Source organism: Acidovorax sp. NPDC077693 (assembly GCF_044542805.1).
Taxonomy (GTDB): domain Bacteria; phylum Pseudomonadota; class Gammaproteobacteria; order Burkholderiales; family Burkholderiaceae_C; genus Acidovorax.
Genome location: NZ_JBITVD010000011.1, coordinates 24442 through 47974, shown reverse-complemented (window position 1 = coordinate 47974; position 23533 = coordinate 24442). Strand labels below are relative to the sequence as shown.

Annotated in this window: 23 protein-coding genes; 13 read left to right on the top strand and 10 right to left on the bottom strand. The window is 65.4% G+C overall.

Annotated elements, in window-relative coordinates; translation table 11 throughout:
• Window positions 1–857 precede the first annotated feature (857 nt).
• The 3 genes from ACIGHN_RS16535 to ACIGHN_RS16525 all read left to right on the top strand — a co-directional run bounded on the left by ACIGHN_RS16535 (window position 858) and on the right by ACIGHN_RS16525 (window position 3129).
• Window positions 858–1358: a hypothetical protein gene (locus ACIGHN_RS16535; protein WP_396505217.1), complete on the top strand. Its 501-nt coding sequence runs from the start codon at window positions 858–860 to the stop codon at window positions 1356–1358.
• 93 nt (window positions 1359–1451) lie between these two features.
• Window positions 1452–2075, top strand: coding sequence for a superoxide dismutase (locus tag ACIGHN_RS16530; protein ID WP_396505216.1), 624 nt, complete (start codon window positions 1452–1454; stop codon window positions 2073–2075).
• 151 nt (window positions 2076–2226) lie between these two features.
• Window positions 2227–3129 carry a ZIP family metal transporter gene (locus ACIGHN_RS16525; protein WP_396505346.1) on the top strand — a complete coding sequence of 301 codons (903 nt, stop codon included), beginning with the start codon at window positions 2227–2229 and terminating at the stop codon, window positions 3127–3129.
• A 128-nt stretch (window positions 3130–3257) separates the two neighbouring features.
• On the opposite strand, the gene ACIGHN_RS16520 is transcribed toward ACIGHN_RS16525, so the two are convergent.
• Complete coding sequence (locus tag ACIGHN_RS16520) at window positions 3258–4487, bottom strand: nucleoside recognition domain-containing protein (protein WP_396505215.1); 1230 nt, start codon at window positions 4485–4487, stop codon at window positions 3258–3260.
• A 311-nt stretch (window positions 4488–4798) separates the two neighbouring features.
• Here ACIGHN_RS16520 and ACIGHN_RS16515 point away from each other — a divergent pair, with 311 nt between their 5' ends.
• From ACIGHN_RS16515 to ACIGHN_RS16485, 7 genes are all read left to right on the top strand, one after another.
• Window positions 4799–5512 carry a YebC/PmpR family DNA-binding transcriptional regulator gene (locus tag ACIGHN_RS16515; protein WP_056419800.1) on the top strand — a complete coding sequence of 238 codons (714 nt, stop codon included), beginning with the start codon at window positions 4799–4801 and terminating at the stop codon, window positions 5510–5512.
• Window positions 5513–5595: 83 nt separating this feature from the next.
• Window positions 5596–5925: a J domain-containing protein gene (locus tag ACIGHN_RS16510; RefSeq protein ID WP_056419803.1), complete on the top strand. Its 330-nt coding sequence runs from the start codon at window positions 5596–5598 to the stop codon at window positions 5923–5925.
• Window positions 5922–6500 (top strand): hypothetical protein, encoded by a 579-nt coding sequence (locus ACIGHN_RS16505; RefSeq protein WP_056419807.1) that lies wholly within the window; start codon window positions 5922–5924, stop codon window positions 6498–6500. Before ACIGHN_RS16510 ends, ACIGHN_RS16505 begins: the two co-directional genes overlap by 4 nt.
• Before the next feature lie 154 nt (window positions 6501–6654).
• Window positions 6655–7422 carry a hypothetical protein gene (locus ACIGHN_RS16500; RefSeq protein WP_396505214.1) on the top strand — a complete coding sequence of 256 codons (768 nt, stop codon included), beginning with the start codon at window positions 6655–6657 and terminating at the stop codon, window positions 7420–7422.
• A 102-nt stretch (window positions 7423–7524) separates the two neighbouring features.
• A complete protein-coding gene (locus ACIGHN_RS16495) occupies window positions 7525–8814 on the top strand; it encodes a hypothetical protein (RefSeq protein WP_396505213.1) in 1290 nt (429 codons plus the stop codon).
• 488 nt (window positions 8815–9302) lie between these two features.
• Window positions 9303–10475 carry a GGDEF domain-containing protein gene (locus ACIGHN_RS16490; RefSeq protein WP_396505212.1) on the top strand — a complete coding sequence of 391 codons (1173 nt, stop codon included), beginning with the start codon at window positions 9303–9305 and terminating at the stop codon, window positions 10473–10475.
• Window positions 10476–10687: 212 nt separating this feature from the next.
• Window positions 10688–11335 carry a DUF1569 domain-containing protein gene (locus ACIGHN_RS16485; protein ID WP_396505211.1) on the top strand — a complete coding sequence of 216 codons (648 nt, stop codon included), beginning with the start codon at window positions 10688–10690 and terminating at the stop codon, window positions 11333–11335.
• 185 nt (window positions 11336–11520) lie between these two features.
• On the opposite strand, the gene ACIGHN_RS16480 is transcribed toward ACIGHN_RS16485, so the two are convergent.
• The 3 genes from ACIGHN_RS16480 to ACIGHN_RS16470 form a co-directional block, all read right to left on the bottom strand.
• Window positions 11521–12921 carry a hypothetical protein gene (locus ACIGHN_RS16480; protein WP_396505210.1) on the bottom strand — a complete coding sequence of 467 codons (1401 nt, stop codon included), beginning with the start codon at window positions 12919–12921 and terminating at the stop codon, window positions 11521–11523.
• A gap of 46 nt (window positions 12922–12967) precedes the next feature.
• Window positions 12968–13267, bottom strand: a complete 300-nt coding sequence (locus ACIGHN_RS16475) for a hypothetical protein (protein WP_156372010.1) — start codon at window positions 13265–13267, stop codon at window positions 12968–12970.
• 249 nt (window positions 13268–13516) lie between these two features.
• On the bottom strand, window positions 13517–14044 hold the full coding sequence (locus tag ACIGHN_RS16470; protein ID WP_396505209.1) for a hypothetical protein: 528 nt from the start codon (window positions 14042–14044) through the stop codon (window positions 13517–13519).
• A gap of 150 nt (window positions 14045–14194) precedes the next feature.
• Between ACIGHN_RS16470 and ACIGHN_RS16465 the strand changes: the two genes are divergently transcribed.
• Both ACIGHN_RS16465 and ACIGHN_RS16460 read left to right on the top strand, forming a co-directional pair.
• Complete coding sequence (locus ACIGHN_RS16465) at window positions 14195–15724, top strand: winged helix-turn-helix domain-containing protein (RefSeq protein ID WP_056419821.1); 1530 nt, start codon at window positions 14195–14197, stop codon at window positions 15722–15724.
• 158 nt (window positions 15725–15882) lie between these two features.
• On the top strand, window positions 15883–17997 hold the full coding sequence (locus ACIGHN_RS16460; protein WP_396505208.1) for an NAD(P)-binding protein: 2115 nt from the start codon (window positions 15883–15885) through the stop codon (window positions 17995–17997).
• Between the two features lie 36 nt (window positions 17998–18033).
• Here ACIGHN_RS16460 and ACIGHN_RS16455 read toward each other — a convergent pair whose 3' ends face one another.
• Window positions 18034–19308, bottom strand: coding sequence for an amidohydrolase family protein (locus tag ACIGHN_RS16455; protein ID WP_396505207.1), 1275 nt, complete (start codon window positions 19306–19308; stop codon window positions 18034–18036).
• 253 nt (window positions 19309–19561) lie between these two features.
• Here ACIGHN_RS16455 and ACIGHN_RS16450 point away from each other — a divergent pair, with 253 nt between their 5' ends.
• Window positions 19562–19963, top strand: a complete 402-nt coding sequence (locus ACIGHN_RS16450; protein ID WP_056419831.1) for a VOC family protein — start codon at window positions 19562–19564, stop codon at window positions 19961–19963.
• A gap of 56 nt (window positions 19964–20019) precedes the next feature.
• On the opposite strand, the gene ACIGHN_RS16445 is transcribed toward ACIGHN_RS16450, so the two are convergent.
• Genes ACIGHN_RS16445 through ACIGHN_RS16425 form a run of 5 tightly spaced genes read right to left on the bottom strand, consistent with a single transcriptional unit; the run spans window position 20020 to window position 23523 of the window.
• The gene (locus ACIGHN_RS16445; RefSeq protein WP_396505206.1) at window positions 20020–20757 is read right to left on the bottom strand and encodes a helix-turn-helix domain-containing protein; all 738 of its coding nucleotides are present in this window, start codon (window positions 20755–20757) and stop codon (window positions 20020–20022) included.
• Between the two features lie 15 nt (window positions 20758–20772).
• The gene (locus ACIGHN_RS16440) at window positions 20773–21246 is read right to left on the bottom strand and encodes a hypothetical protein (RefSeq protein ID WP_396505205.1); all 474 of its coding nucleotides are present in this window, start codon (window positions 21244–21246) and stop codon (window positions 20773–20775) included.
• A 54-nt stretch (window positions 21247–21300) separates the two neighbouring features.
• Window positions 21301–21957 (bottom strand): DUF4230 domain-containing protein, encoded by a 657-nt coding sequence (locus tag ACIGHN_RS16435; RefSeq protein WP_396505204.1) that lies wholly within the window; start codon window positions 21955–21957, stop codon window positions 21301–21303.
• A gap of 3 nt (window positions 21958–21960) precedes the next feature.
• Window positions 21961–22599 carry a LysE family translocator gene (locus ACIGHN_RS16430; RefSeq protein ID WP_396505203.1) on the bottom strand — a complete coding sequence of 213 codons (639 nt, stop codon included), beginning with the start codon at window positions 22597–22599 and terminating at the stop codon, window positions 21961–21963.
• A complete protein-coding gene (locus tag ACIGHN_RS16425; protein WP_396505202.1) occupies window positions 22600–23523 on the bottom strand; it encodes an ABC transporter permease in 924 nt (307 codons plus the stop codon).
• Window positions 23524–23533 lie beyond the last annotated feature (10 nt).

Below are 23533 nucleotides of genomic sequence, written 5' to 3'. Positions count from 1 at the left end.
TAGGGATTCTCTGCACGAATCGAGCTGCCAAGTGTGCGCTGCGGATCGGGATGGAGTGCAAGGCGCAAAACGCAGCCATAGCCGTAGCTATTGCGAGTATTGGCAACGCCGCAGGCCGCCCGAAACCGCAGATGCCCACGGCGCGATGATTCGTGCAGAGAGTCCCTAGGAGCCCCCATTGAATCGCCGCATCGTCACCACCTGTTTTGGAATCGCCACATTCGCGATCATTGGGGCGTCCTTGGCCCCTCTTTTGCTGCCCGCACCCACAACAAAATGCACACACCTCAGTACACCGGTTCGGTTTACGAGGATTGACAGCTTCCCCGTAAAGGTCAGTCGAGGCACACGCGAGTTTCCTCTGGTGGAATACAGTTACGTTGCTTCCGGCAAGAGCTATACCAGCACCAATATCTTCTGCGGAGCGAACGATAACGTCGTGGTGGACTGGAATAGAGTCGCCCAATTTTTTCATGATGCAAAGAATGGGGTGGACGTGGTGGCTTGGTTTGCCCCCTCCTCACCGGAGTCGGCATGCATCTCCATAACTTCCGAGTTCCGGTACTCCGTGGTGTCCAGCACATCCGCTCAATGTCGCTCAGACTGAGGCTGGGGATTCAACGAAGTGGACATGCACGGCAAGCTGAGCAGTTCCGCTCATTTCAAACGCCGAGCGTCCGCTTTGCCAGCGTCAAAGGTCGCCTAAATTCAGCGCCAACGCATGCGGCGCTACCGCAACTGCCCGGCCAGCCTCTCAAATCCCTGCGCTAGACATTTTAATTGAGAATGCATATCATTTGCATGCCTGAGTACGCCACCTTCGTCCACCGCAAAAGGCTTCCCCCAGGAGCATTGCCATGGACACCGGCTTACACCCCCGCCCTCACCGACCCGATGCGACCCCCCACCAACCCGCCACGCTGACGCGCTGGCAGCATGCCGCGCAGCGCGCGCGGTCCGCACAGCAACTGGGTCAGTGGCGCATGGCCATGGCGTACCAGCACCAGGCGCTGGCCCTGTCGCTGCAGCTTCTGGAGCGCACGCCGCCCGCAGGGCATGAAGACGACTGCATTGCTGCCGCCGTGGTCTCGCACCTCAACGTGGCCGACCTGCAGGCAGAGGCCGGAGCGCTGGCGGACGCCGCCCAGGTGCTGTGCCGTGCCCACGCCCTGTTGCTCAGCCTGATGGCCGACGCGCGCCATGGCGCGGCCCTGCAGCAGGCCGCCTGGCGCCATAGCCGCGAGACGCATGCCGCGCTGCTGCGGCATGTGCAGGCCCATGGCGCACAGCCCCTGATCACGCAGACCCTGACGTCGGCCCATGTGGTGCATGCGGCCGGTGGGGCAGGGCACCACTGAATCCTGTCCTCTTTCGCGCGCTGTGCCTGTTCGCGGTCGCTGCACTACGTTCGCCGCGCTTTTTCCCCAACTTTTTTGCCTTTCAAGGACACCATGCCCCATACCTTGCCCGCCTTGCCGTACGCCTATGACGCGCTGGAGCCGCACATCGATGCCCGCACGATGGAGATCCACCACACCAAGCACCACCAGACCTACATCAACAACCTGAACGCGGCGCTGCAGGGCACGCCACATGCCGACCTGCCCATCGACGAGCTCGTGGCACGGCTGGCGCTGTTGCCCGAAAACCTGCAGGGCCCTGTGCGCAACAATGGCGGCGGGCACGCCAACCACAGCCTGTTCTGGCGCGTGATGTCACCCCAGGGCGGCGGCCAGCCGCAGGGCGATGTGGCGCGCGCCATCGACGCAGACCTGGGCGGGTTCGACGCGTTCAAGGACGCTTTCACCAAGGCGGCACTCACACGGTTTGGCAGCGGCTGGGCGTGGCTGTCGGTCACCAAGGCGGGCCAGCTGGTGGTCGAAAGCACGGGCAACCAAGACAGCCCGTTGATGGCGGGCCTGATGTCCGGCCACACGCCCATCCTGGGCCTGGATGTGTGGGAGCACGCCTACTACCTGCAGTACCAAAACCGCCGCCCCGAATACATCGCGGCGTTCTACAACGTGGTGGACTGGGCCGAGGTCGAGCGCCGCTACGCGCTGGCCCGGGGCTGACAGATTCATCCGGGCCGTACACGCCACACCGCAGCCCGGCAATCGACCCGCTCTGTACCGCCCCCTGATCAATCCAGCCCGACTGACCCCAGGAGCCACCATGCCCACCCCGCCCACCTCCCTGACGTCGCCGGACACGGCGGATGAACCGATGCTGCCCGCTGAGCCTGGCGCGCGCAGCGACGCTGCCTTGCACTGGCGGCAGTGGATCGGGCTGGGCATCGTCCTGCTCGGTGTGGTCGCGGCGTTCGCCCAGGTGTGGGCCTGGATTGCCAACCAGCCTGTGGTGCTGGGCGCCCTGTGGGGCGGGCTGGCTGCGGCGCTGGCCACGGCGCTGGGCACCTTGCCGGTGATGCTGTCGCAGCGGCTGTCCGAGCGCACGCAGGACACGCTGTTCGGCTTTGGCGCGGGCGTGATGCTGGCGGCGTGTTCGTTCTCGCTGATCATTCCGGGCATCCAGGCTGCGCGCGCTGGCGGCGCGGGGGCCTGGGGCGCGGGCGGCACGGTAGGGGCGGCCATCCTGCTGGGGGGGCTGGTGTTGCTGCTGATGGAGCGGTTGCTGCCGCACGAGCATTTCATCAAGGGGGTGGAGGGCGCGCAGGCGTCGCGCACCCTGCGACGCACCTGGCTGTTCGTCTTTGCCATCGGCCTGCACAACCTGCCCGAGGGCCTGGCGATCGGCGTGGCCTATGCCGGCGGCGATGCACTGCGCGCGAGCGCCCTGGCCACGGGCATCGCGATCCAGGATGTGCCTGAGGGTCTGGTGGTGGCTGTGGCGCTGCTCGCAGCGGGCTACCGCCGTTCGCTGGCGGTGGGGCTGGGCATGGCGTCGGGCCTGGTGGAGCCCGTGGGCGCCGTGCTGGGTGCAGCGGTGGTCAGCTATTCCGCCAGTCTGCTGCCCTGGGGCCTGGGCTTTGCGGCGGGTGCCATGCTCTTTGTGATCAGCCACGAGATCATTCCCGAGTCCCACCGCAAGGGGCACGAGGCCTGGGCTACGGGCGGGCTGATGGTGGGGTTTGTGATCATGATGCTGCTGGATACGGCCTTGGGTTGAACGCTACATTTTTTATAGCTGTCAGCGCTTGCTGGAAAGGCGATAGGACCGGTTTTGATGCTGCATGGTGGCGATATCGGCATTGCCCCTAGGCATTTGCATTGCTTGGAGCAGGGCTTGGGCACTACTCACCCAAAGAACCAGTAGCACACCGCAATGGCCGCCACCACCCCGGCCAGTTCTGCCAGCAGCGCGCAGCCCACCGCGTGGCGGGCGCGCTGGATGCCCACGGCCCCGAAGTACACCGCCAGCACGTAGAACGTGGTTTCGGTGCTGCCCTGGATGATGGCGGCGGCCAGGGCCGCAAAGCTGTCCACGCCGTGCGTCTGCATGGTCTCGATGAGCATGGCGCGCGCCGCGCTGCCTGAAAACGGCTTGACCAGGGCGGTGGGCAGGGCGTCCACAAAGCGGGTGTCTGCTCCCAGTGCGGTCACGCACCAGCGGATGCCGTCCAGCACATAGCCGAGCGCGCCGGACGCGCGGAACACCCCCACGGCGCAGAGCATGGCCACCAGGTAGGGCAGCAAGCCCTTGGCCACATCGAAGCCCTCGCGCGCGCCTTCGATGAAAGCCTCGTACACAGCCACCTTGCGCCAGGCGCCGATCGCGACAAAGGCGACGATGAGCGCAAACAGCGTGAGGTTGCCCAGCAGCGACGACAGTTGCGCCAGCGCCGCGCCGCTGAGCGTGGCCAACAGCGCCATGAAGCCACCCAGCAGCAGCGCCACAGGCAGCAAATAGGCCAGCACCACCGGGCTCCACAGCGGCAGCCGCTGCACCACCGCCACGCTGACCAGCCCCACCAGCGTGGACGCGGACGTGGCCAGCAGGATGGGCAGGAACACCAGCGTCGGGTCCGGCGCGCCCTGCTGCATGCGGTACATGAAGATGGTCACCGGCAGCAGCGTGAGGGACGACGCATTGAGCACCAAAAACAGGATCTGGGCATTGGTGGCGGTGTCGGGCTCGGGGTTCAGCTCCTGCAGCGCCTTCATGGCTTTGAGGCCCATGGGCGTGGCGGCGTTGTCCAGCCCCAGCGCGTTGGCGGCAAAGTTCAGCGTCATCAGGCCCAGGGCCGGGTGGCCGCCGGGCACCCCCGGCATCAGCTTGGCGAACAGCGGCGCCAGCCACCGCGCCAGGGCATCGACGATGCCGGCCTTCTCGGCGATGCGCAGGAACCCCAGCCATAGCGTGAGCGTGCCGAACAGCAGCACCATCACCTCGACCGACAGCTTTGCCATGGCGAACAGGGCTTCCACCATGGCCGCGAAGATCTGCGCGTTGCCGCCCACCAGCCATTGCGCCAGCGCGGCCACGGCCGCCGTCAGAAAAAAGCCCAGCCACAGGGTATTGAGCATCAGGAGTCCGTCATTCCAGGGAAGTGGGTTGGTCGCGTAAAGAGCGGGGGTGCCTAGCAATGGACTTTTCATCCGCTGCTTTCTGTCTGCCTGCTTGTCTATTTGCCTTTCTGCGAGGTTACCTTTCCTTGTGCAGGGCAGGGTCTGGCGGCGTGGCACCAGGGCAACGGTGGCCACAGTGGTACCCTATAGGGTTCGGTTCCGTTCACCGCAGGCGGCTTTTTACAGCCCGTGTCCTGCGCTGACGCAGAGCCGCCCGTACAAGGCGCCCCGGCGCGCCGCACACCAACACCAAGGAAAAGAGGTCCATCATGGGCGCGCAGTGGAAGGCAAAGGGCAAGGCGTTGGTCGCCGATGCCAAGGGCAAGCTGTTTGGCAAGCTGGTCAAGGAAATCACCGTGGCCGCACGCGGCGGCGCCGACCCCGCCAGCAACTCGCGGCTGCGCCTGGTGGTCGAGCAGGCCCGCAAGGTGTCCATGCCCAAGGACACGCTCGAGCGCGCCATCAAGAAGGGCTCGGGCACCGGTGCCGACGCGGTCAACTACGAGCGCGTGATCTACGAAGGCTTTGCGCCCCACCAGGTCGCCGTGATGGTCGAATGCCTGACCGACAACGTCAACCGCACCGCCCCTGAAATGCGCGTGCTGTTCCGCAAGGGCCAGCTGGGCACCTCGGGCTCGGTGGCGTGGGACTTCAACCACGTGGGCATGATCGAGGCCGAACCCGCCAACGCCGATGCCGACCCCGAACTGGCCGCCATCGAGGCCGGTGCGCAGGACTTCGAAGCCGGTGACGAAGAGGGCACCACCACCTTCTGGACCGACCCGACCGACCTGGACCTGGTGAGCCGTGCCTTGCCCGCCCACGGCTTTACCGTGCTGTCGGCCAAGCTGGGCTACAAGCCCAAGAACCCGGTGAACCCCGCCAGCCTGAGCGCCGAGCAGCTCGAAGAGGTCGAAGCGTTCCTGGCGGCCATCGACGGCAACGACGATGTGCAGAACGTGTTCGTGAGCCTGGGCGCGTGAAGCAGCGCGCTGCAGCGTTCACCGCCTGCCCGGCGCGGGCTGCCTGCCGCGCAGGGGCCGGCGCACATGGAGAGGGCTGATTCATGACCGCAGACCACTACGCAGCGCTCGGGCTCGCGCCCAACGCGTCGCTGGCGGACATCAAGAAGGCCTTTCGCCAGAAGGCGTCGTTCTACCACCCGGACCGCAACGACGCGCCCGACGCCGCACAGCGGTTCCAGGCGGTGCAAAAGGCCTACGAGGTGCTGTCGGACGACACCGCCCGCCAGGCCTACGACGACAACCGCCGCCGCAACCTGCTGGACGACCCGCTGCAGACCGCGCAGGAAATCTGGCAGACCTACGCCCGCGACATTCTTTCCTCGTCGTCCTCTTCGTCCTCGTCTTCATCTTCCTCTTTGCCCGTTCAGTGAAACTTTCTCCCTACTTCTATGACCTGCGTTCGGCCTACCAGGCCGAGCTCGACGATCTGGTGTCCGACTCCGAAGGCAAGGACGTGCTGCGCAAGCGCCTGGCCGAAAAGCGCAATGAAATCGCCTTCCTGGTGCAGATGATGGAGCTGGCGCCCGAGATGGTGGCGGTGGCCTTTCACCAGGGCTTTCGGTTTGCAAAACCGGCGGCGGTGGAGCACCTGCTGGGCCTGCCCCAGGATGAACTGCCCGACTGGCACAGCCTGACCCACGCCGTCACGCTGGAACCCTGGGCGCAGAGCCTGGCGCAAACCGTGTTGCGCGAGCCGCAGGGCGCGCGGTTTCTGGCGGTGGCCGCCGGGCTCGAATACACGCTGCTGCACGCCCGCATGGCCCCCGCCGCGCAGGCTGCAGACGCCGATGGAGACGACGCCGAAGACGGTGAAGACGCCGCGGAACACGACGACGACTTCAACACCCTGAGCGCCGACGACGCGGCAGACCCGCAAAACAGCCGCACGCGCGAAGAGGCCAGCTCCAACTGGCTGTCGGACGTCGGCTTCGACCGGAAGGATTGAGCCCCCTGAGGCGCTGCGCGCCTTACCCCCGTGGGGGGACGCCTCCGGTGGACCGGCTAAGCCGGATCCACGGTGGCGCTGGCGATGGACGCGCGCCGGTCTCGGGCGCGTTCTGGAAACGACGAGACATTCTCTTGAGAGCTGAGGTACGACCATGAGCAACGACAGCAACAACACCCACCTGGCCCTGATCACCAAGACCACCAGCCTGATTGCGGCGGGTGACATCGTGGGCGCAGAGTCGGCGCTGGCCGAGCTGGCCGACACCGACGGCGACGGCGCGCTGATGGTGGTGCTGGACCAGCTCGCGCCCAAGGACATCCTGGCGGTGATGCGCGAGTACGACGACTCCAAGGCCTCGGTGGTGAACCTGCTGGTCACGCCCGAGCAGTTCGCGCGCGCGATGGTGCTGGAAAAACAATACAAGGACCTCACGCACACGCACCTGCGCAACATGGTCAATGCGGTGGTCTTCCGCGACGACGCGGACCCGGTGGAATTCCTCGCCGCCATTGGCGACCTGGAAGGCGGCGCCGAGGCGCTGGCCAACTACTTCGCCGAGAAGTGGAGCCGCATCGAGGCGTTTGCCCGCACCGGCACCTTCGACGCGGTCGAAGACTACGGCGTCACGCTCACCGACGATGAACTGCTGGCGTCCGGCTATGTGCAGCCCCGCGTCGACCAGGACGAGGTCGCCGACCGCGACTGGATGCAGATGGCCTGGCTGCTGCGCTACGAATGCCGCGACCTGTTCATCGAAATGCTGCTGGTGCTGCGCGCCAAGGCCCGCGCGTTCGACCTGGGCCTGGAGGAGGGCGACGAGCCCGCCGAAGAGGACGATGGCAAGTTCGAAACCAGCGAGACCGACCGCGGCAAGGCCACGCCGGCTGCGCGGGCCTCGGATGAAGAATCCGCTATCTAGATGGCAACCCCCTGTGGCGGGGCGGCCCTTGCGCGGCGACCCTGGCTGGGGCCGCGCCAGTTTCGTGACACCGCGACGACGCGCAGCGCGATGGAAACCTGAATGACATTGCCTCACACACCACCCACCGATTCGCCTGCCGCACCCGGCGCGCTGCAACTGCACGATGCCCGCCCGTTCTTCGACAAGGCCCTGGCCTACGGTGTAGCGCACGGCATCATCGGCGCGGACCGGCTCGCAGCCATCCACACCGATGCCCCCAAAGGCATGGTGCAGATCGCGCGCTACTTCGGCAGCGAGTTCCTGCGGCCCGAGCTGGAAAAGGCGCGGGACCGCATGGTCAACCTCGTGAGCCTGTACCTGCTGGACACCACCGGGGGCGATCTGCACGAGGCGGCCGTCTCGTTGCGTGACAACTCCTTCCTGTCGCGCTCCAAGGGTGGCTCCGACATGCTCAAGCGCCTGATCGCCATGCCCGAGAGCAGCAACTTCGGCATGGCGGGCTACGCCGATGCGGAGACTCCGCTGCTGGCCGTGTGGTCGCTGCGCAGCCATGCCGACTACCGTGCCGAGCTCGCGCGCCGCACGCAGACCGCGGCCGCCATCGGCGCAGCCCGGTGGCTGGCGCAGCAGTACGACCTGGACGAAGACGAGCTGGAAGCCGCTGGCGCCGATGCCGAGGCGGTCATCCGCACCGGCCTGCTCATGCAGGCGCTCGCCCCCCGGGCGATGGAGCTGGGCGAATGGCCCAATGCCGTCGCGTTCGACAAACTGGTCACCGCGTTGCGCAAGAAGAAGGTGGCGGCCCCGGTCACGCTTCGCGTGCCGGCGGGCCTGCCCGCCGACTTGCGGGGCGCTGTCGAGGCGCAATGCGCCGCCGTGCTGGCCGACCTGCCCAGGCTGCTGGACACCGCCGCGCCCCTGCGCAACCTACTGCGCCCTACAGGCACCTTCCGTGCGCAGTACTTTTTGCTGGACGACCCCCTGGCCGAGGTGGACGACTACCACCGCAGCCTGGACGAACTCGATGCCGACGAAGAGCCTCCGCAGCCTGCCAGCAAGACCTGGACGAAAACGGTGCAGGGCAACGACGACGAGCACTCGCTGCTGACGCTGTTCCTGTGCCTGGCGGCCGGGGTGCCCAAGAAGACCCTGCTGACCGAGAAGACCGCCGCCAGCCTGGTGCGCAAGGTCCGCAAGTCCGGCTGGCAGCCCGCACTGGCCACCGACTTCATTCAGGGCCACGCCAGCGGCGTGCACCAGCAGGACTACGCCACGCTGTGGGCCGGCTTCGTGCAGGATGCAGAGAAGACCTTGCTGAGCGACATGGACTACCAGATGCACGACGCGCTGGCGCTGCTGCGCCGCGAGTGCAACGTCGTGGGCGACTGAAGCCGCTGACGACACCGACGAGACTGACGTCGTAGCGCCCGGGCGCTGCTCCGGGTCGCCACGGCCGCTCTGGGCCGCCAGGCATCGGTGCCGCGCCATGGACCGCAGGTGGGCCAGCACGCACAGAGCCTTCGGGTCAATGATGAAGATGCCGTCGGAGTCCACGCCACCATCCGGTGCGTCCCAGTGCCGGTCGCGTGCGCTGGTATCCAGTTAGAGCCACCTGCAGCAGCCCGGTGCGGCCTTGCGCAGACATCAAACCGCACCGCGTCAATGGCATCGCACCGGCTGCGCCGCACACAGGGGCGAGCGACTTGCTTCACTGTCATCCGCATGAGGTCATGCTCGGTTAACATGAGGCCGCTTTCATGCCCTGCAGCGTGCGCTCTTGGATGATCGATCTGTCTGAGACGCCGAGCCTGCAGGGTAGACCAAGCCCGTGCCCGCGGCCCACCAGCCCCAGTTTTCTGCCCAGCTTCTTCGCGTACGTGCACAGTCCCACCCTCGTCATTCTGGCGGCCCTGCTGGCTGCGCTGGTTACCTCCGTGCTCTACGCCGTGTGGTACTTCCACCGGAACATCCCTGGCCTGCGCCTGTGGGTGCTGTCCTTTCTGGGGGCGACGGTGTTCAGCACCACACTGCTGCTGCGCACCTTCATGCCCGAGGTGGTGTCGGTGCTTCTGGCGCAGGCCTCCATCGCCCTGGCCTCGTACACCTGCCTGATGGGCAGCCGTGCCTATGTCGGCCGCAGTCCCCTGGGGCATGGCGCCGCCGCGGTCGGCATGGTGCTGCTGCTGGCGCTGTCGGCGTACTTCACGGTGGTGCACCCGCATCCGGGCGCGCGGTTTGCGCTGGCGGGGCTTTTCTCGGGGCCCTGCTTTTTGCTCACGGCGCGCACGCTCGCGCGCGGCGGCTTTCGCAACGTACCTGTGCGCTACCTGGTGGGGACGGCGATTGGCGCGCACGGGCTGTTCGTGCTGGTGCGGCCCGCGCTGTTCAAGCTGTCGTCGCCGCTCACGGGCTTTCAGTGGAACGACGAGCTGCTCGAGCTGCTGTCCCAGTTCGTGGTGCTGGAGGCCACGCTGGCGCTGGTGCTGATCGGCTTCGGCGTGCTGATGCTCACGCACGAGTTCACCACGCGCGAGTTGCGCCACTTGGCCGAGGTCGACCCGCTGACCAGCGTGTTCAACCGCCGCGCGTTCCTCACGCTGCTGGACAAGGCGATCAGCAACGCGCAGCGCACGCAATCGGCGCTGCCCGTGCTGGTGATGGACCTGGACCATTTCAAGCGCATCAATGACACCTGGGGCCACCACTGCGGCGACGATGTGCTGCGGCACTTCGTGCAGCTGGCGGGCCGCTGCCTGCGCAAGGAAGACGTGATGGGGCGGCTGGGCGGGGAGGAGTTTGCGATCTTTTTGCCCAATGCGGATGGGCTGGGCGCGGCGGCGGTGGCCGAGCGCTTGCGCTCCACGGTCGAGTCCCAACTGGTGGAGAGCCTGGGGCCACAGGGCCGCAACGGCCCGCCGCTCACGGTGAGCGTCGGCGTGGCGCTGTTTGCCGAACCCGACACGGGCGAGGCCGTGCTGCAACGGGCCGACGAGGCCATGTACCTGGCCAAGCAGCGCGGCCGCAACCGCGTGGAGATGCTGCAGCGGTAAGGGCGGCGAAGGGCGCGCGGCTGCATGGCTGCACGCCCACCAGTCTGACCCGAGCGATGGCGCATGCGCGGGCTGCCGGGCCGCGCGTCCGGCTGCGTTCGAATGCGGCTTGTGTCGCCTGCCCGACCTTGGCCGGCAACTGGTGGGTGGCTGCGGGGCGGGGCGCGGTCGCACAATGGCAGCCCCTTCCCCCACCTTCTTAAGAACCCCCGATGAGCGAGCAGACCGGCATGGCAGGCACAACACGTGGCGGTGCGGCTGAACCACGATCAGGCCAGGCAACCCGGGCCCCGTCGCACACGCGCCGACGCGTGCTGGCGCTGGGCTCTGGCGTGGCTGCAGTGGGAGTGGCTGCGGGCGCCGGATACCTGCTCTACCAGCCCAGCCATGACCGGCAACTGGTCTACGCCCGCGTCAGCGACGCCATGAAGGAAGTGGACCGCCTGCACGTCGCGTCCGCCCAGCCAATCGCGCCCGCCACGGCGTGGAGCTGGTCGCAGACGCTGGAGCACTGCGCGCAGAGCATCGAGTTTTCGTTGGCGGGCTTTCCCGAGCCGAAGTCGGCGGTGTTCCAGCACACGGCCGGGGCCGTGGCGTTCGGCCTCTTTGCCTGGCGCGGCCGCATGAGCCATGACCTGGCGGAGCCCATTCCGGGTGCGCCGGCGCTGACTGCGCCCACAGCGGATGCATCAGCCGCCCTGGCCCGACTGAAAGCCGCCGTGACAGCGTTTGAGCTGCACCCAGGGCCGCTGCATCCGCACTTTGCCTATGGCATGCTCAGCCGCTCGCAGTACGAGCATGCCCATGCCATGCATCTGGCCAACCACCTGTCTGCGTTTGACGCGCGCATTGCTCGTTGACCGACTGACCCGCTTGGCGGTCAGGTTTGATGGATGAAGCAACCTGGGATGTGCACCAAGACCTGGGTGGAGCGGGCAGGCTGCCAGCCCTTTTTGGCCATGGGTCATGTGAGGAAGGTATCACCGGCGCCGCCGATCGGGCCTCGATGGCAAGTTGCGGACCATCGTTTTTGATGAGTCTGTCATTACCGGTCAAAATATTTCGCGGGCAATGCAGGTGCGGTATTCGGAATCTCAATAAGCTGCGTATCGAGCCACGCTTGAGGAGCCGGATTGGATGGATTTTTTGCGTAGGCTCCCACATAAGGCGCCATTCGCGTGGTTTGGTAGACAGTGGGCGTCCATTCAGCCGGTGCCAGAAACAACGTGGTGCCTCTTTTTTCACTGTATGGACATGCACCGTACGTAGATATGTTCCACAACGTCTGCGTGTAGGTTTCATAGTCCGCAGTGTGACGCTTTGAGCCGATCGAGTACGGCCAGCCTTCAAGTTGGAAAAAGCTGTTGTAATCCCCTGGGCGCGCCAGCGGATTGTTGACCGTTCGACCCGTGAGGAACGAGAGAATAAGACCGCAGCCCGGTGGAGAAAAATCGCTGGATATATCCAGGTAGTACGTTCCCGTCACGTTGAGTAAACCCGTATAGTGTGAATTGCCAATGTCGTGCTTTGTTGTCAAAGCGCTGGACTTCAGCATCTCATCCATGGGCATGACATTAGCGGTCGACGATGGCAGATCATCTTTTGCGCAGATTGCGACGAAGTGGCCGCCGCCCAGTAAAAGTGTCAAAAAACACGTGACGGTATCTGAATTCCAGGAATTTCCAGCACCGAGGAATGGCATCGGCATATAGCCGCTGAGCAAGTAGGAAATGGGCTTGGAATTTTCGACTGGCGCCATCGTGGGAAGCCAGAGGGTGAGTGGTCCGCTTGAGCTTGCGGTCACAATATAGTGTTTAAGAAAATCGAGAAGAGCGATGTCGTCGCTGTTGCAGATGCCGGTCTCCGTGCCTTGCCATTGATCCAGAAACACTGCTGCAGCCCCGGCCAGCTGTCCGCCTGTGAAGTCTGCGGGCATGACGTAGCCGCTCTTGCAAGGCTCACTCGGTGTTGCTGAAATCTGAGATGCAGATCGAATGTTGGGCCCGAACATGCTGTTGGAGAAGTCTTGGCCATTTTCAAATGGCGGATTTGCCAAAATACCCAGCGGTACTACGTAGCCGCCATCTGGACCAGAAGGTACGCTGTGATAGAGGTTCAGCTGCGGTGCAATGGATGTGCCCTGGTAGACAGGAGCGTTGAATTCGCCGATCACTCCGACTGGCAAGCTGATGACAATACTCGCAGGTCCCCCTTCAGGATTTACGGTGTAATTTATGATCAATAGATAATCTTCAGCGACGAGCTGAAATTTGCCGGCGCAGCCAGTCATTCCATTCGCGCTTATGTTTATCGCCCCATTAGGTGCTACCGACGGGGCGGATGGAGTGGGGGATGATCCAATGGTAGATGTCGGATTGTCAAATGTGAGCGATACCGATAGTCGATTGACGATCAATAAGTTGATGCTCGTTTCCACAGAAGGCATGTGCATTTCCGAGTTGATTGAATTTCCCCCCGCCCGCAAATTAAATCTATGCTTGATTCAGCGTAACGCTAAAGTTCGAAGTTGCGTTCCGAGGATTGGCTATATAGTAATTTTTCCCCGTGGTGAGCTTTCCGCCGGGGACAACGGTTCCATTTGTCGCGTCTTTGACAGGCGTTGGGTCTTCCTTGAGCGAAATGTCTTGTTTGATGTCAAACACGATGCCAGAGGGCAATGACAAGGTAATGGGTCCACCGTCATCGCTGATGAGCGTAAAGTTCGGTCCGGACCGATGGGATTGGCCGGATTCGGGTTTTGGCAGCGAGGTTCCTGCGGCAATGACAGTCATTTTGAATTCCTTCGATTTGTGAAATTTAAAAATAAAAATCGGCAGCTTGTTTTACAGTTGCCGATCGCTTCAATTGAGCATTGCTCAGTGCGTAGCTTGAATTCATCGCCCATTCGCGAAACAGGCCATTACATTCATGAAATCCGAGGAGGTATTTGATTGATAGAATGCTCGGTATTCAATGTAATAAATATGAATTTTTGATGGGCAAATTTGTTTTATTTCTTCAGGCCTATCAAATTTTATAGATCAGCAAGCGCCGAAGAGGGTGACATTGGCGATGACGCTACCGTTCAGGTAGATCGTGGCCTTCAGGCCGGTGGGAATGAAGCTGCCGCAGGTTTGGGCGCACACCTTGATCTGACCGCCTACTGGAATATGCACTGGGGAGGTCACGCAGTAATTGCCATAGATCGGAATGGTGAAGCAGATCTTGTTGGTGGACGCGTTGTAACTTGCGCCAACGCAGACGGAAAGCTTCAGCGCATGGACGCCTTCCAGTTGCGCAGCTACGCCAGCATTGGCCTGCAAGGCCTGTGCGTGGCTGTTGCCTTCGGCGAAACCGGCTTCCGCAAAGTTGGGCACTTGGGCAGAGTTGTCATTGGCATTGTTTTGGTTGCAATTGCAGTCAGACATGGCTTTTCCTTGGAAATGGGATTTTCTGAAATTAATGCCGGCGTCGGAAATGACTTGGTCCGGCATTTTCTCATGATGCTTTTGATTAATTTTAAATATCGATTTAATAATATTTATAATGTTTTCTTTTTTGCGCTTCATGAGTGAAGGAATTCTCTGTCGTGCGTGGCCATATTGGCCTTAAGGCAAGCTGGCAAAAACTTAATAGTCCTTAAAAAATTCTTGATGTAGAGTCCGCCGGGCCACCTGAGGGGTGCATTGCACAGGTGATGAGAAACAGAGGCCAAGACCATGGAATTCACGTTTTCCCACTTCACGCTGAGGGTTCACGAGCGACAGTTGCTTTCCTACGGGAAGCCCGTCTTGCTGGGAGCGCGCGCTTTCGATGTGCTGTGCGCCCTGGTGCACAAGGCCGGCGGACTGGTGACCAAATCGGAGTTGTTCAGCCTGGTATGGCCGGGCGTGGTGGTGGAGGAAAACAACCTGCAGGTGCACGTGTCCTCACTGCGCAAGCTGCTGGGCTCCGAGGTGATCGTGACGATCCCCGGGCAGGGTTACAGGTTCGTGGCGCACGTTGCGCCGGTGGTGGTGGACGGCAGCGCCTCGGAGCTTCTGCCGTCCGTGGTGTCCAGTGCGTCCCGTTCGGTGGCAGTGCTTCCTTTCGGCGTCGCCGCGGGAATGTCCGACGACGGGTATCTGGCCGATGGAATGGCCGAGGACATCATCAACCGGCTCTCCCGGTCGCGATGGTTGTACGTGATAGCCCGCAACTCGTCGGTGAGCTACCGGCACCCACTGCCTGCGAGCGGCACCATCAGCCGCGAGTTGGGGGTCCGGTATCTCGTCTCCGGTTTTATCCGTTGGACCGGCAAACGCCTGCGGATCACCGCAGAGCTCATCGATGGGCCGCGCAATGAAACCATCTGGGCGCAGAGCTTCGACAGGCCGGCGGACGACCTCTTTCAGGTGCAGGACGAAATATCGGCCGCCATCGTGAGCGCCATCGAGCCCGCCTACCTGCGGCGCGAAGAGTGGGCCAGCAGCCAGTCCACACCCCGTGACCGCGAGCATTGGGAGCTGTTGATGCGTGCACGCTGGCATTTCTGGCGCACCACCCGGGAACACATGGACAAGGCAGAGCACTTTGCGAAAAAGGCGCTGCAGGCCAAACCCGACGATCCGCCGACCCTGGCCATGCTCGCTTTCATCTTGATGTCGCGGGTATGGGCAGGCTGGTCGGAGTCTCCCCGCATGGACATCGCCGAGGCCAACCGGCACGCCCTGCTGGCCGTCAGCCACGACGACAACGACGCCTTCGCGCATTTCACGCTGGGCACGGTGCTGTCGTTCTCGCGCAATTTTCCGCAGGCGATCTCCGAGCAGGAACATGCGCTGTCCATCTACCCGCAACTGGCCGCTGCTGCCGGCGAACTGGGGCGCCTGCTGGCGTTTTGTGGACGCACCCAGGAGGCTGCAAGCTACGTGCTGCAGGCCTGCGAGGCCAGTCCGCTCGATCCGCACCTGAGCCTGTGGCTGCGCACGCGAGCCCTGGCAAGCTTCATCGAGCGCGACCATGAGGCCGCGCTGAAGTTTGCCTTGCAGGCGCTGTCCAAGCGGCCGGACTGGTTCTTCAACCACTACCTCCTGGCGGCATGCCAGGTAGCCGCCGGCCATGTCGAAGATGGCCAGCAAACCCTGCGGCAGGCCCAGAAATTCGGGCCCTACACCATGCAGGCCTTAAAGGCCGGACACCCCTTCGCAGCCGAGGCGCATCTCAACGAGTACACGCACTGCCTGCGCCAGGCGGGCTGGAGCGAGTGACCCCGCACAGCCACGCGTCCATGGGCTTGGCCGTCGGCCGTCATGCGCCATCCGTCATGCGTCATCCGTTATTTGCGAGTTGCCAGTCCTTAGTTTTTAGTTTTTAGTCATTCATTCATCCACGACAAGCCGCCTGAAATTCACTGGAGAGGGAAACCATGCCTGAAACGAATGCACCCCAGAAGATCGCCATCCTCGGAGGCGGCCTGGCCGCGCTGACGGCTGCCTACGAGCTGACCAGCCAGTCGGGCTGGCAGCAAAAATACGAGATCACCGTGTACCAGATGGGCTGGCGGCTGGGCGGCAAATGTGCGACCCGGCGCGGGCCCAACAACCGCATCGAAGAGCACGGCATCCACGGGTTTCTGGGCAGCTACTACAACGCGCTGCCCCTCATGGCCGACTGCTACAAGGCGCTGGGCCGCCCGGCCGACGCCAAGCTCGCCACGTTCGAGCAGGCGTTCCTGCCTGAGAGTTTCGTGCTGATGTGGGAGTTCGAGAACGGCGGCTTCAAGCGCTGGCCCATGACCGTGCCGACCAACTCGCTCACTCCGGACGATGCCTCCTCCCTGCAGACCATCCGGCATTGGATCGGCGGCCTGGCCGAGACTGCGCAGGGCCTGATCGACCCCCAGGCCGTGCCGGGCCTGAGCGAGATCCACCAACTGGAATTGCGCGCCGGGCAGGACCTGCTGCGGCGCGTGCAGGCTGCCATGCTGGATGAGAACGCCGAGCTGGCGGAGAACCACCCCGTGCTCGACGAAGTGTGGAGCTGGCTGAACGCCCGGCTGAAGGCGTTGATCGAGGGCAATGACGACCTGCGGCGCCTGTACATCCTGCTCGAATACCTGATGGCCATCGTGCGCGGCGTCTTGGCCGACCGCATCATCGAGCGGGGCTTCGATGTGATCGACAACGAGAATTTCAGCGACTGGCTGACCCGCCACGGCGCGTCGGTCATGACGGTGTCGTCGCCGCTCGCGCTCAATACCGTCAACCTGTCCTACCAATACCCGCAGGGCGACACGGCCCGCACGGCCAGCATGGCGGCAGGTGCGTATCTGCACTGGTCGCTGCGCAGCTATGCGTACATGGGCGCGTTCGCCTGGCTGTTTGCCGCGGGCACGGGCGAGACCGTGATCGCGCCGCTGTACCTGGTGCTGCGCCAGCGCGGCGTGCAGTTCGAGTTTTTCCACAAGGTCGAGAACCTCGCGCTGTCGGCCGACGGCGAGTCGGTGGCCGCCGTGCAACTGGGCGTGCAGGCCACGCTGGTCAATCCGCAGGCTCCTTACGAGCCGCTGGTGCCGGTCGAGGGCCTGCCCTCGTGGCCAGCCGGCCCAGGCTATGACCAACTGGTGCAAGGCGATGCGCTGCGCGAGCAGAACATCGACCTGGAGTCGTACTGGACGCCCTGGAAAAACGTGGCCCAGAAGACCCTGAAGGCCGGCGAAGACTTCGACCAGGTGGTGCTCGCCATTGCGGTGGGTGCCGTGCCTTACCTGTGCAAAGAGCTGCTGGCCGCGCGCCCCGCGTGGCGCGCCATGGTCGAGAAAGTGCCCACCGTACAGACGCAAACCATGCAGGTGTGGCTCAACCGCAGTACCACCGACCTGGGCTGGGACATTCCCCTGAAGAACCCCACGGACACGGTGATCGGCGCCACCTACATGAACCCGCTGGACGGCCAGGTGGACTTCACCCATCTGCTGCCGTGGGAGTCGTGGCCGGCCAGCCAGACGCCCAAGTCCCTGTGGTACTTCTCGGGTGCCATGGCCGACTATGAGCCACCGCCGCCGCTCACCGACACGGACTACCCGGCGCGGGCCCATGCGCGGGTCAAGGCGCAGTGCATTCAGTACCTGCAGGTGTGCATGGGACCGCTGCTGCCCAAGTCCACCACCAATGTGGTCTCGCCACCGGGCGACCCGACCGGCATGGATTTCAGCCTGCTGCAGGACCATGACCCGGCCAATGCAGGGCAGGGCGTGCAGCGGTTCGATCAGCAGTTCTGGCGCGCCAACATCGACCCGTCCGAGCGTTACGTGATCAGCCCGCCGGGCAGCACGGCCGCACGGCTCAAGGCTTGGGAGTCCGGTTTCAGCAATCTGGTGCTGGCGGGCGACTGGATCTACACCGGCCTGAACGTGGGCAGTGCCGAGGGTGCCACCATGGGCGGGCGGCTCGCGTCGCATGCCATCAGCGGATACCCGGCGTTGGAAGACATCGTGGGGTATCCGGTGCCGGCAGCGACTCCGCCCACATCGCCGGTTTAGGCCGCTTAGGCCACCGTGCTGCTTTCAGCGGATAGCTCATCCCGCCAGGAAAGCCACGTTGCCCGGCCGCCCTGGCAGGTCGAGCATGGCCACGGGCGCCGGGCTGCTGGCGACTTTCCTGCCCCGGCGGTACACCGCCAGCCGCGTGGCGCGCAGGCGGATGGCCTCGACCGGATTGCGTGCGTGCAGCAGCACGAAGTCGGCATGGCAGCCCGCCTGCAGGCCGTAGCCCTCCAGGCCCAGCAGCCTGGCGGGGTTGACCGTCACTGCGTCGAAGCACTGGAGCATGGCGGCCTGGCTGGTCATCTGCGCCACGTGCAGGCCCATGTGCGCGGCCTCCAGCATGTCGGCGCTGCCGCCGCCGTACCACGGGTCCATCACGCAGTCGTGGCCGAAGGCCACCGTGAGGCCTGCGGCCATCAGCTCGGGCACGCGGGTCATGCCGCGGCGCTTGGGGTAGGTGTCGTGGCGGCCCTGCAGCGTGATGTTGATGAGCGGGTTGGCCACCACGCCCAGTTGCGCCTCGGCCATCAGCGGGATGAGCTTGCTCACGTAGTAGTTGTCCATGCTGTGCATCGACGTGAGGTGCGAGCCTGCCACGCGACCGTGCAGGCCCAGGCGGTGCGTCTCGTGCGCCAGGGTTTCCACATGGCGCGACAGCGGGTCGTCCGATTCGTCGCAGTGCATGTCCACCCGCTTGCCCCGCCTGGCCGCCAGTTCGCACAGGATCTTCACGCTTTCGGCGCCCTGGGCCATGGTGCGCTCGAAGTGCGGAATGCCGCCCACCACGTCCACGCCCAGGTCCAGGGCGCGGGTCAGGTTGTCGAGGCCGCCGGGCGAGCGCAGCACGCCGTCCTGCGGAAACGCCACCAGCTGCAGGTCCAGGTACGGCGCCACGCGCTGCTTCACGTCGAGCAGGGCCTGCACCGGCAGCAGGCTCGGGTCGCTGGTGTCCACATGCGATCGGATGGCCAGCAGGCCGTGCGCCACGGCCCAGTCGCAGTACTGCAAGGCGCGCTGCACGATGGCATCGTGCGTGAGCTGCGGCTTGAGCTCGCCCCACAGGGCGATGCCTTCGAGCAGGGTGCCGCTCTGGTTCACGCGCGGCTGGCCGTAGCTCAGCGTGGAGTCCATGTGGAAATGCGCGTCCACGAACGGCGGGCTGACCAGCAGGCCGCCCGCGTCCACGGTCTCGTGGGCGGGGGCTTGCAGGCCCTCGGTCACTTCGGTGATGCGCCCGTCCTGCACCGCGATGGAGACATCGGACCGGCCGTCGGGCAAGGTGGCGTGGGTAACGAGCAGGTCGAGCATGGTGTGAGGCAGTGCTGGGAGGGCAGGGTGGGCTAAAGAGCTGGGGGCACCGTCATGAAGCGCTGTCCACGGGTGTGTAGTGCAGTGTAGAGCGCTCGCGCGGTGCTGTGGGGCCAGCAGCATTCATGCCACGCACAGGCCGCAGTCCGCGGCTGTGTTCGGGGCTTGCCTGCGTGTGTCGGATTTCTTCAAGACGCCTGGCCGCCCCACGCCTATGCTCCACGCTTTTCCTGAATCTGAAGAAGGGCCCCCCATGCAATTCGGCTACACCATCCTCTACGTCGAAGACGTTCCCCAGACCATTGCCTTCTACGAAGCCGCGTTCGGCCTCACGCGCCGGTTCGTGCACGAGGCTGGCGACTATGGCGAGCTGGACACCGGTGCGACTGCGCTGGCGTTCTCGTCATTGCGCCTGATGACCGAGCTGGGCAAGAACCCGCAGCGCGCCACCGCCCGGGCCCCCAGCTTCGAGATCGCTTTCACCACCGCCGATGTCGCTGCCGCCGTGCAGCGCGCCGTGGCCGCCGGTGCGCGCCTGGTGCAGGCGCCCGAGCAAATGCCCTGGGGCCAGACGGTGGCCTACGTGGCCGACATCAACGATGCGCTGGTGGAGCTGTGCACGCCCGTGGCGCCGCCGCCCGCCACCGCGGGCTGAACCTGCGCGTGGTGGCTGAAGACTCAACGCGCGCTGCCGATGCGCAGCAAGCGCACTCAGCCATAGCCCGCCTGCGCCACCGTGGCCAGCAGACCGGGCGAGCGGCGCAGCGCTGACGGCGACTGCCCCAGCCAGCGCAGGCAGTCGCGGCTGAGGTGGGCCTGGTCCGCATAGCCATGGTCGGCCGCAATGCCGGCCAGCGTCTCGCCGCCGCCCAGCGCCTGCGCCGCGCGGCGCACCCGGGCCAGGGCGCGCCAGTAGCTGGGCGGTTGCTGGGTCGCGGCACGGGTGAGGCGTTCCAGGCTGCGCTCCGACACCCCCAGGGACCGGGCCGCAGCCGCCACGGTGGCGGTGTGGGCCAGGGTGTGCAGGGCTTCCTGCACGCGCGCCTCCAGGTGCGTGTGCGTGTCGATGGCGTCGAGCAACTGCTGCTCCACGGTGGCGTCGATGTGCACTTGCTGACTGCTCCATAAGGCCCTGCGCGCAGCCTGCGACCAGATGGCCTGCGCAGCGCGGATCAGCGCCGGGGCCTGCACCACCGTGCCCGGCCGCAGCCGGTAGCCGCGCCAGAACTCGTGGGCGGCCCCGGGCACGGTGACTGCGGCATCGGCCAGCGGCGATACCTGCCAGGCAGGGCGGCCCGCCGCATCCACATGCAGGATCAGGTCGCAGCAGCCATCGGGCAGCACCACCGTGGCGCCGGGCTCGGTGGTGCTTTGCTGCCAGCGGGCCAGCAGGCTGTCCGGCAGCAGCTCTGCGGCAGGCGGGGCGGGCGGCGGCTGCAAAAGATCCATGGCGGGATGGCGCCGTCAGCGCAAGGGCGTGGTGCGGTAGCGCAGCGCGCCGGGCCGGTGGCCTGCATCGATGGTGATGCGAAACACACTGTCGTCATGGCCCGACTCGGCCCGCGCGGTGAAGCGGATGCCCTGCGGCGTGGCCTGACAGCGCATCTGGCTGAGCGAAATGGAGGCGTGGTCGTTGTTCAGCGCGGCCACGCCCACCGTCTTCACCTCGTGCGCGGTGTCGTTGTCGTCACGGCGCAGCCACTGGATGTACAGGAACGACTGGGCGTACCGCGTGGCATGCACGATGCGGTACATGCCCCGGCGGCTGTCGTCCTTGCCGGGCGGGGCGGGCCATTCGCCGCAGGCCTGCACCCAGTCCACATCGGGCTCTGCAGCAAAGACGCCATAGGGAATGTCCATGCCCAGTGCGTGGGCGTTGCCTGCGGCTGCAAGCATCAAGGCCATGGTCCACAGTGCGGGCCGAAAGAGGTTTTGCATGGTATCGAAGGGTTGTCGCAGAGGCGATGGCACAGGGTTTGGGTCAAGGCTCACTCAAGGCTGCCAACGCACCTGCACCGTCCAGCCCGTGGCGGAGAACAAGGGCTTGAGCACCGCCTCGGCATTCTCCTTGGCCGTGGCTTTGGTGCTGGCGGCCTGGCAGGTGCGCTCCACATCCTGCTGCGCGCGCTGCAGGGCTGTGTCGATGGCCTGCGTGCGGTTGGCCGAGCCCGGGATCAGCGGCTCGATGCCCGTGCCCTGCACCGCGTAGAAGTACGAGCCGCCCTGGTCGCGCGGGCCGTGGTTCACCCGGGCAGACAGCGTGGCAGGCGCAGGCAGCCGCAGCACGGCGGTGCGGGCTGCAGCGTCCACCGCTTCATACCGCGCCTGGCGCATGTCGGCGCCCACCAGGCAGTCGCCGCGGGCCACCAGCAGCACCTGCGTGCCGCCCAGCTTCAACTCCCACTGCGTCCACGGAATGCCCTGCGTGATCTGCTGCGTGAACTCGATGACGTTGGCATACCGCACCTTGACCGAGACCAGGTGGCCCATGTCCTCCAGCGCCAGCAGGGCAGGCGGGGGCGGCGGCGTGGCAGGCCGGTGCAGCAGCGCCCACAGGCCCAGCCCGCCCAGCGCCATGCCCAGGGTGGTGCCGGCGATGGCCGCGGCCAGCGGGCTGCGGCGCGGCATGGCGACGACGGTGTCCGCCACGGTTCAGGCGCCGTGGCGCCGGTAGCCTGCCAGCAAGGCCGCCAGCACCCCCATGCCGACCGCGCAGCTGCGGTTGAGCCAGCGCAGCCCGCGCTGCGACAGCCACCGCACGGCCTGCCAGCCTGCAGCGGCGTAAGCCACCATGACCAGCGTGTCGAGCCCTACAAAGATCGCGCCCAGCACCGCGTACTGCAGGGCCTGTGGCTGCGCCGGGTCCACGAACTGCGGCAAAAAGGCCGCAAAGAACAGCAGCGTCTTGGGGTTGGACAGCGCCACGCCCAGGCTGCGCGCAAACGCTGCCCGCCCCACGGTCTGCTGGCCTGGCACCTGGGCCACGGCGGTCTGCACATCCACCGGCGGGCTGCGCCACAGCTGCACGGCCAGCCACAGCAGGTACAGCACACCGGCAATGCGCACCGCGTTGAACAGCGTGGCCGATGCACTGAGCAGCGAACCGAGGCCCACTGCCACCACGGCGATCAGAATGCCTGCACCCAGCCCCGCGCCCGCCATGCCCCAGGCCGCACGGCGCATGCCGCCGGCCATGCCGTTGGCCAGCGCCAGCAGCATGGTGGGGCCGGGGATCACGGCCAGCGCCAGCGAGGCGGCGGCGAACATGAGCAGGGTTTGCAACGTGGGCATTCAACGCTCTCCTTTGCGGTAGGGCTTCATCAGTGCCTGAGGATACGCGGCCTTGCGCGCCACCAGCACCAGCGCCAGGATGGACAGCCCGTAAGGCAGCATCAGATAGACCTGGTAGGGCAGCCACGCATCGCCCGCCTGCTGCAGCCGCAACTGCAGCGCATCGCAGAAGGCAAAGAGCAAGGCACCCAGCAACGCCTTGCCCGGCCGCCACGAGGCGAACACCACCAGCGCCACGCAGATCCAGCCGCGCCCGTTCACCATGTTGAAGAAAAACGCGTTGAACGCCGACAGCGTGAGGAAGGCACCCGCCACGCCCATCAGCGCGGACCCCGCCACGATGGCCCCGGTGCGCGTGGCCGCCACCGGAATGCCCTGGCCCTCGGCCGCCTGCGGGTTCTCGCCCACCATGCGCACCGCCAGGCCCAGCGGGGTGCGCATCAACACCCAGGCCAGCAGCGGCACCAGCACCAGCGCCAGCAGCGTGAGCGGCGTTTGCGCCGACAAAATGGGTATGCCCAGCCACTCCATCGGCGCAAAGGGCTCGATGGTGGGCGGCGTGTTGACCTTCGGGAAGCTCACCCGGTACCCGTAGTACGACAGCGCCGTGGCCAGCAGCGTGATGCCGAGGCCCGACACATGCTGCGACAGCGCAAGGCCCACCGTCAGCCACGCATGCAGCAGCCCGAACACCGCACCCGTGAGCGCCGCCACCATCACCCCCGTCCACAGGCCGTGCCCGGCATACACGGTGAGCCAGCCCGTGAAGGCCCCCGCCACCATGATCCCCTCGATGCCCAGGTTCAGCACGCCAGCGCGCTCGCACAGCAGCACCCCCAGCGTGCCCAGGATGAGCGGCGTCGCCACGCGCAGGGTGGCGATCCAGAAGGCCGGGTTGGCGAGGATATCGAGCAACTCGGTCATGCGGCGGCGC

Excerpts from the sequence above, each read along its gene's own strand:
- ACIGHN_RS16535 (WP_396505217.1), top strand. The coding sequence starts at position 858 with ATGGACACCGGCTTACACCCCCGCCCTCACCGACCCGATGCGACCCCC.
- ACIGHN_RS16530 (WP_396505216.1), top strand. The coding sequence starts at position 1,452 with ATGCCCCATACCTTGCCCGCCTTGCCGTACGCCTATGACGCGCTGGAG.
- ACIGHN_RS16525 (WP_396505346.1), top strand. The coding sequence starts at position 2,227 with ATGCTGCCCGCTGAGCCTGGCGCGCGCAGCGACGCTGCCTTGCACTGG.
- ACIGHN_RS16520 (WP_396505215.1), bottom strand. The coding sequence starts at position 4,487 with ATGCTCAATACCCTGTGGCTGGGCTTTTTTCTGACGGCGGCCGTGGCC.
- ACIGHN_RS16515 (WP_056419800.1), top strand. The coding sequence starts at position 4,799 with ATGGGCGCGCAGTGGAAGGCAAAGGGCAAGGCGTTGGTCGCCGATGCC.
- ACIGHN_RS16510 (WP_056419803.1), top strand. The coding sequence starts at position 5,596 with ATGACCGCAGACCACTACGCAGCGCTCGGGCTCGCGCCCAACGCGTCG.
- ACIGHN_RS16500 (WP_396505214.1), top strand. The coding sequence starts at position 6,655 with ATGAGCAACGACAGCAACAACACCCACCTGGCCCTGATCACCAAGACC.
- ACIGHN_RS16495 (WP_396505213.1), top strand. The coding sequence starts at position 7,525 with ATGACATTGCCTCACACACCACCCACCGATTCGCCTGCCGCACCCGGC.
- ACIGHN_RS16485 (WP_396505211.1), top strand. The coding sequence starts at position 10,688 with ATGAGCGAGCAGACCGGCATGGCAGGCACAACACGTGGCGGTGCGGCT.
- ACIGHN_RS16480 (WP_396505210.1), bottom strand. The coding sequence starts at position 12,921 with ATGCCTTCTGTGGAAACGAGCATCAACTTATTGATCGTCAATCGACTA.
- ACIGHN_RS16475 (WP_156372010.1), bottom strand. The coding sequence starts at position 13,267 with ATGACTGTCATTGCCGCAGGAACCTCGCTGCCAAAACCCGAATCCGGC.
- ACIGHN_RS16470 (WP_396505209.1), bottom strand. The coding sequence starts at position 14,044 with ATGAAGCGCAAAAAAGAAAACATTATAAATATTATTAAATCGATATTT.
- ACIGHN_RS16465 (WP_056419821.1), top strand. The coding sequence starts at position 14,195 with ATGGAATTCACGTTTTCCCACTTCACGCTGAGGGTTCACGAGCGACAG.
- ACIGHN_RS16460 (WP_396505208.1), top strand. The coding sequence starts at position 15,883 with ATGCCTGAAACGAATGCACCCCAGAAGATCGCCATCCTCGGAGGCGGC.
- ACIGHN_RS16455 (WP_396505207.1), bottom strand. The coding sequence starts at position 19,308 with ATGCTCGACCTGCTCGTTACCCACGCCACCTTGCCCGACGGCCGGTCC.
- ACIGHN_RS16450 (WP_056419831.1), top strand. The coding sequence starts at position 19,562 with ATGCAATTCGGCTACACCATCCTCTACGTCGAAGACGTTCCCCAGACC.
- ACIGHN_RS16445 (WP_396505206.1), bottom strand. The coding sequence starts at position 20,757 with ATGGATCTTTTGCAGCCGCCGCCCGCCCCGCCTGCCGCAGAGCTGCTG.
- ACIGHN_RS16440 (WP_396505205.1), bottom strand. The coding sequence starts at position 21,246 with ATGCAAAACCTCTTTCGGCCCGCACTGTGGACCATGGCCTTGATGCTT.
- ACIGHN_RS16430 (WP_396505203.1), bottom strand. The coding sequence starts at position 22,599 with ATGCCCACGTTGCAAACCCTGCTCATGTTCGCCGCCGCCTCGCTGGCG.
- ACIGHN_RS16425 (WP_396505202.1), bottom strand. The coding sequence starts at position 23,523 with ATGACCGAGTTGCTCGATATCCTCGCCAACCCGGCCTTCTGGATCGCC.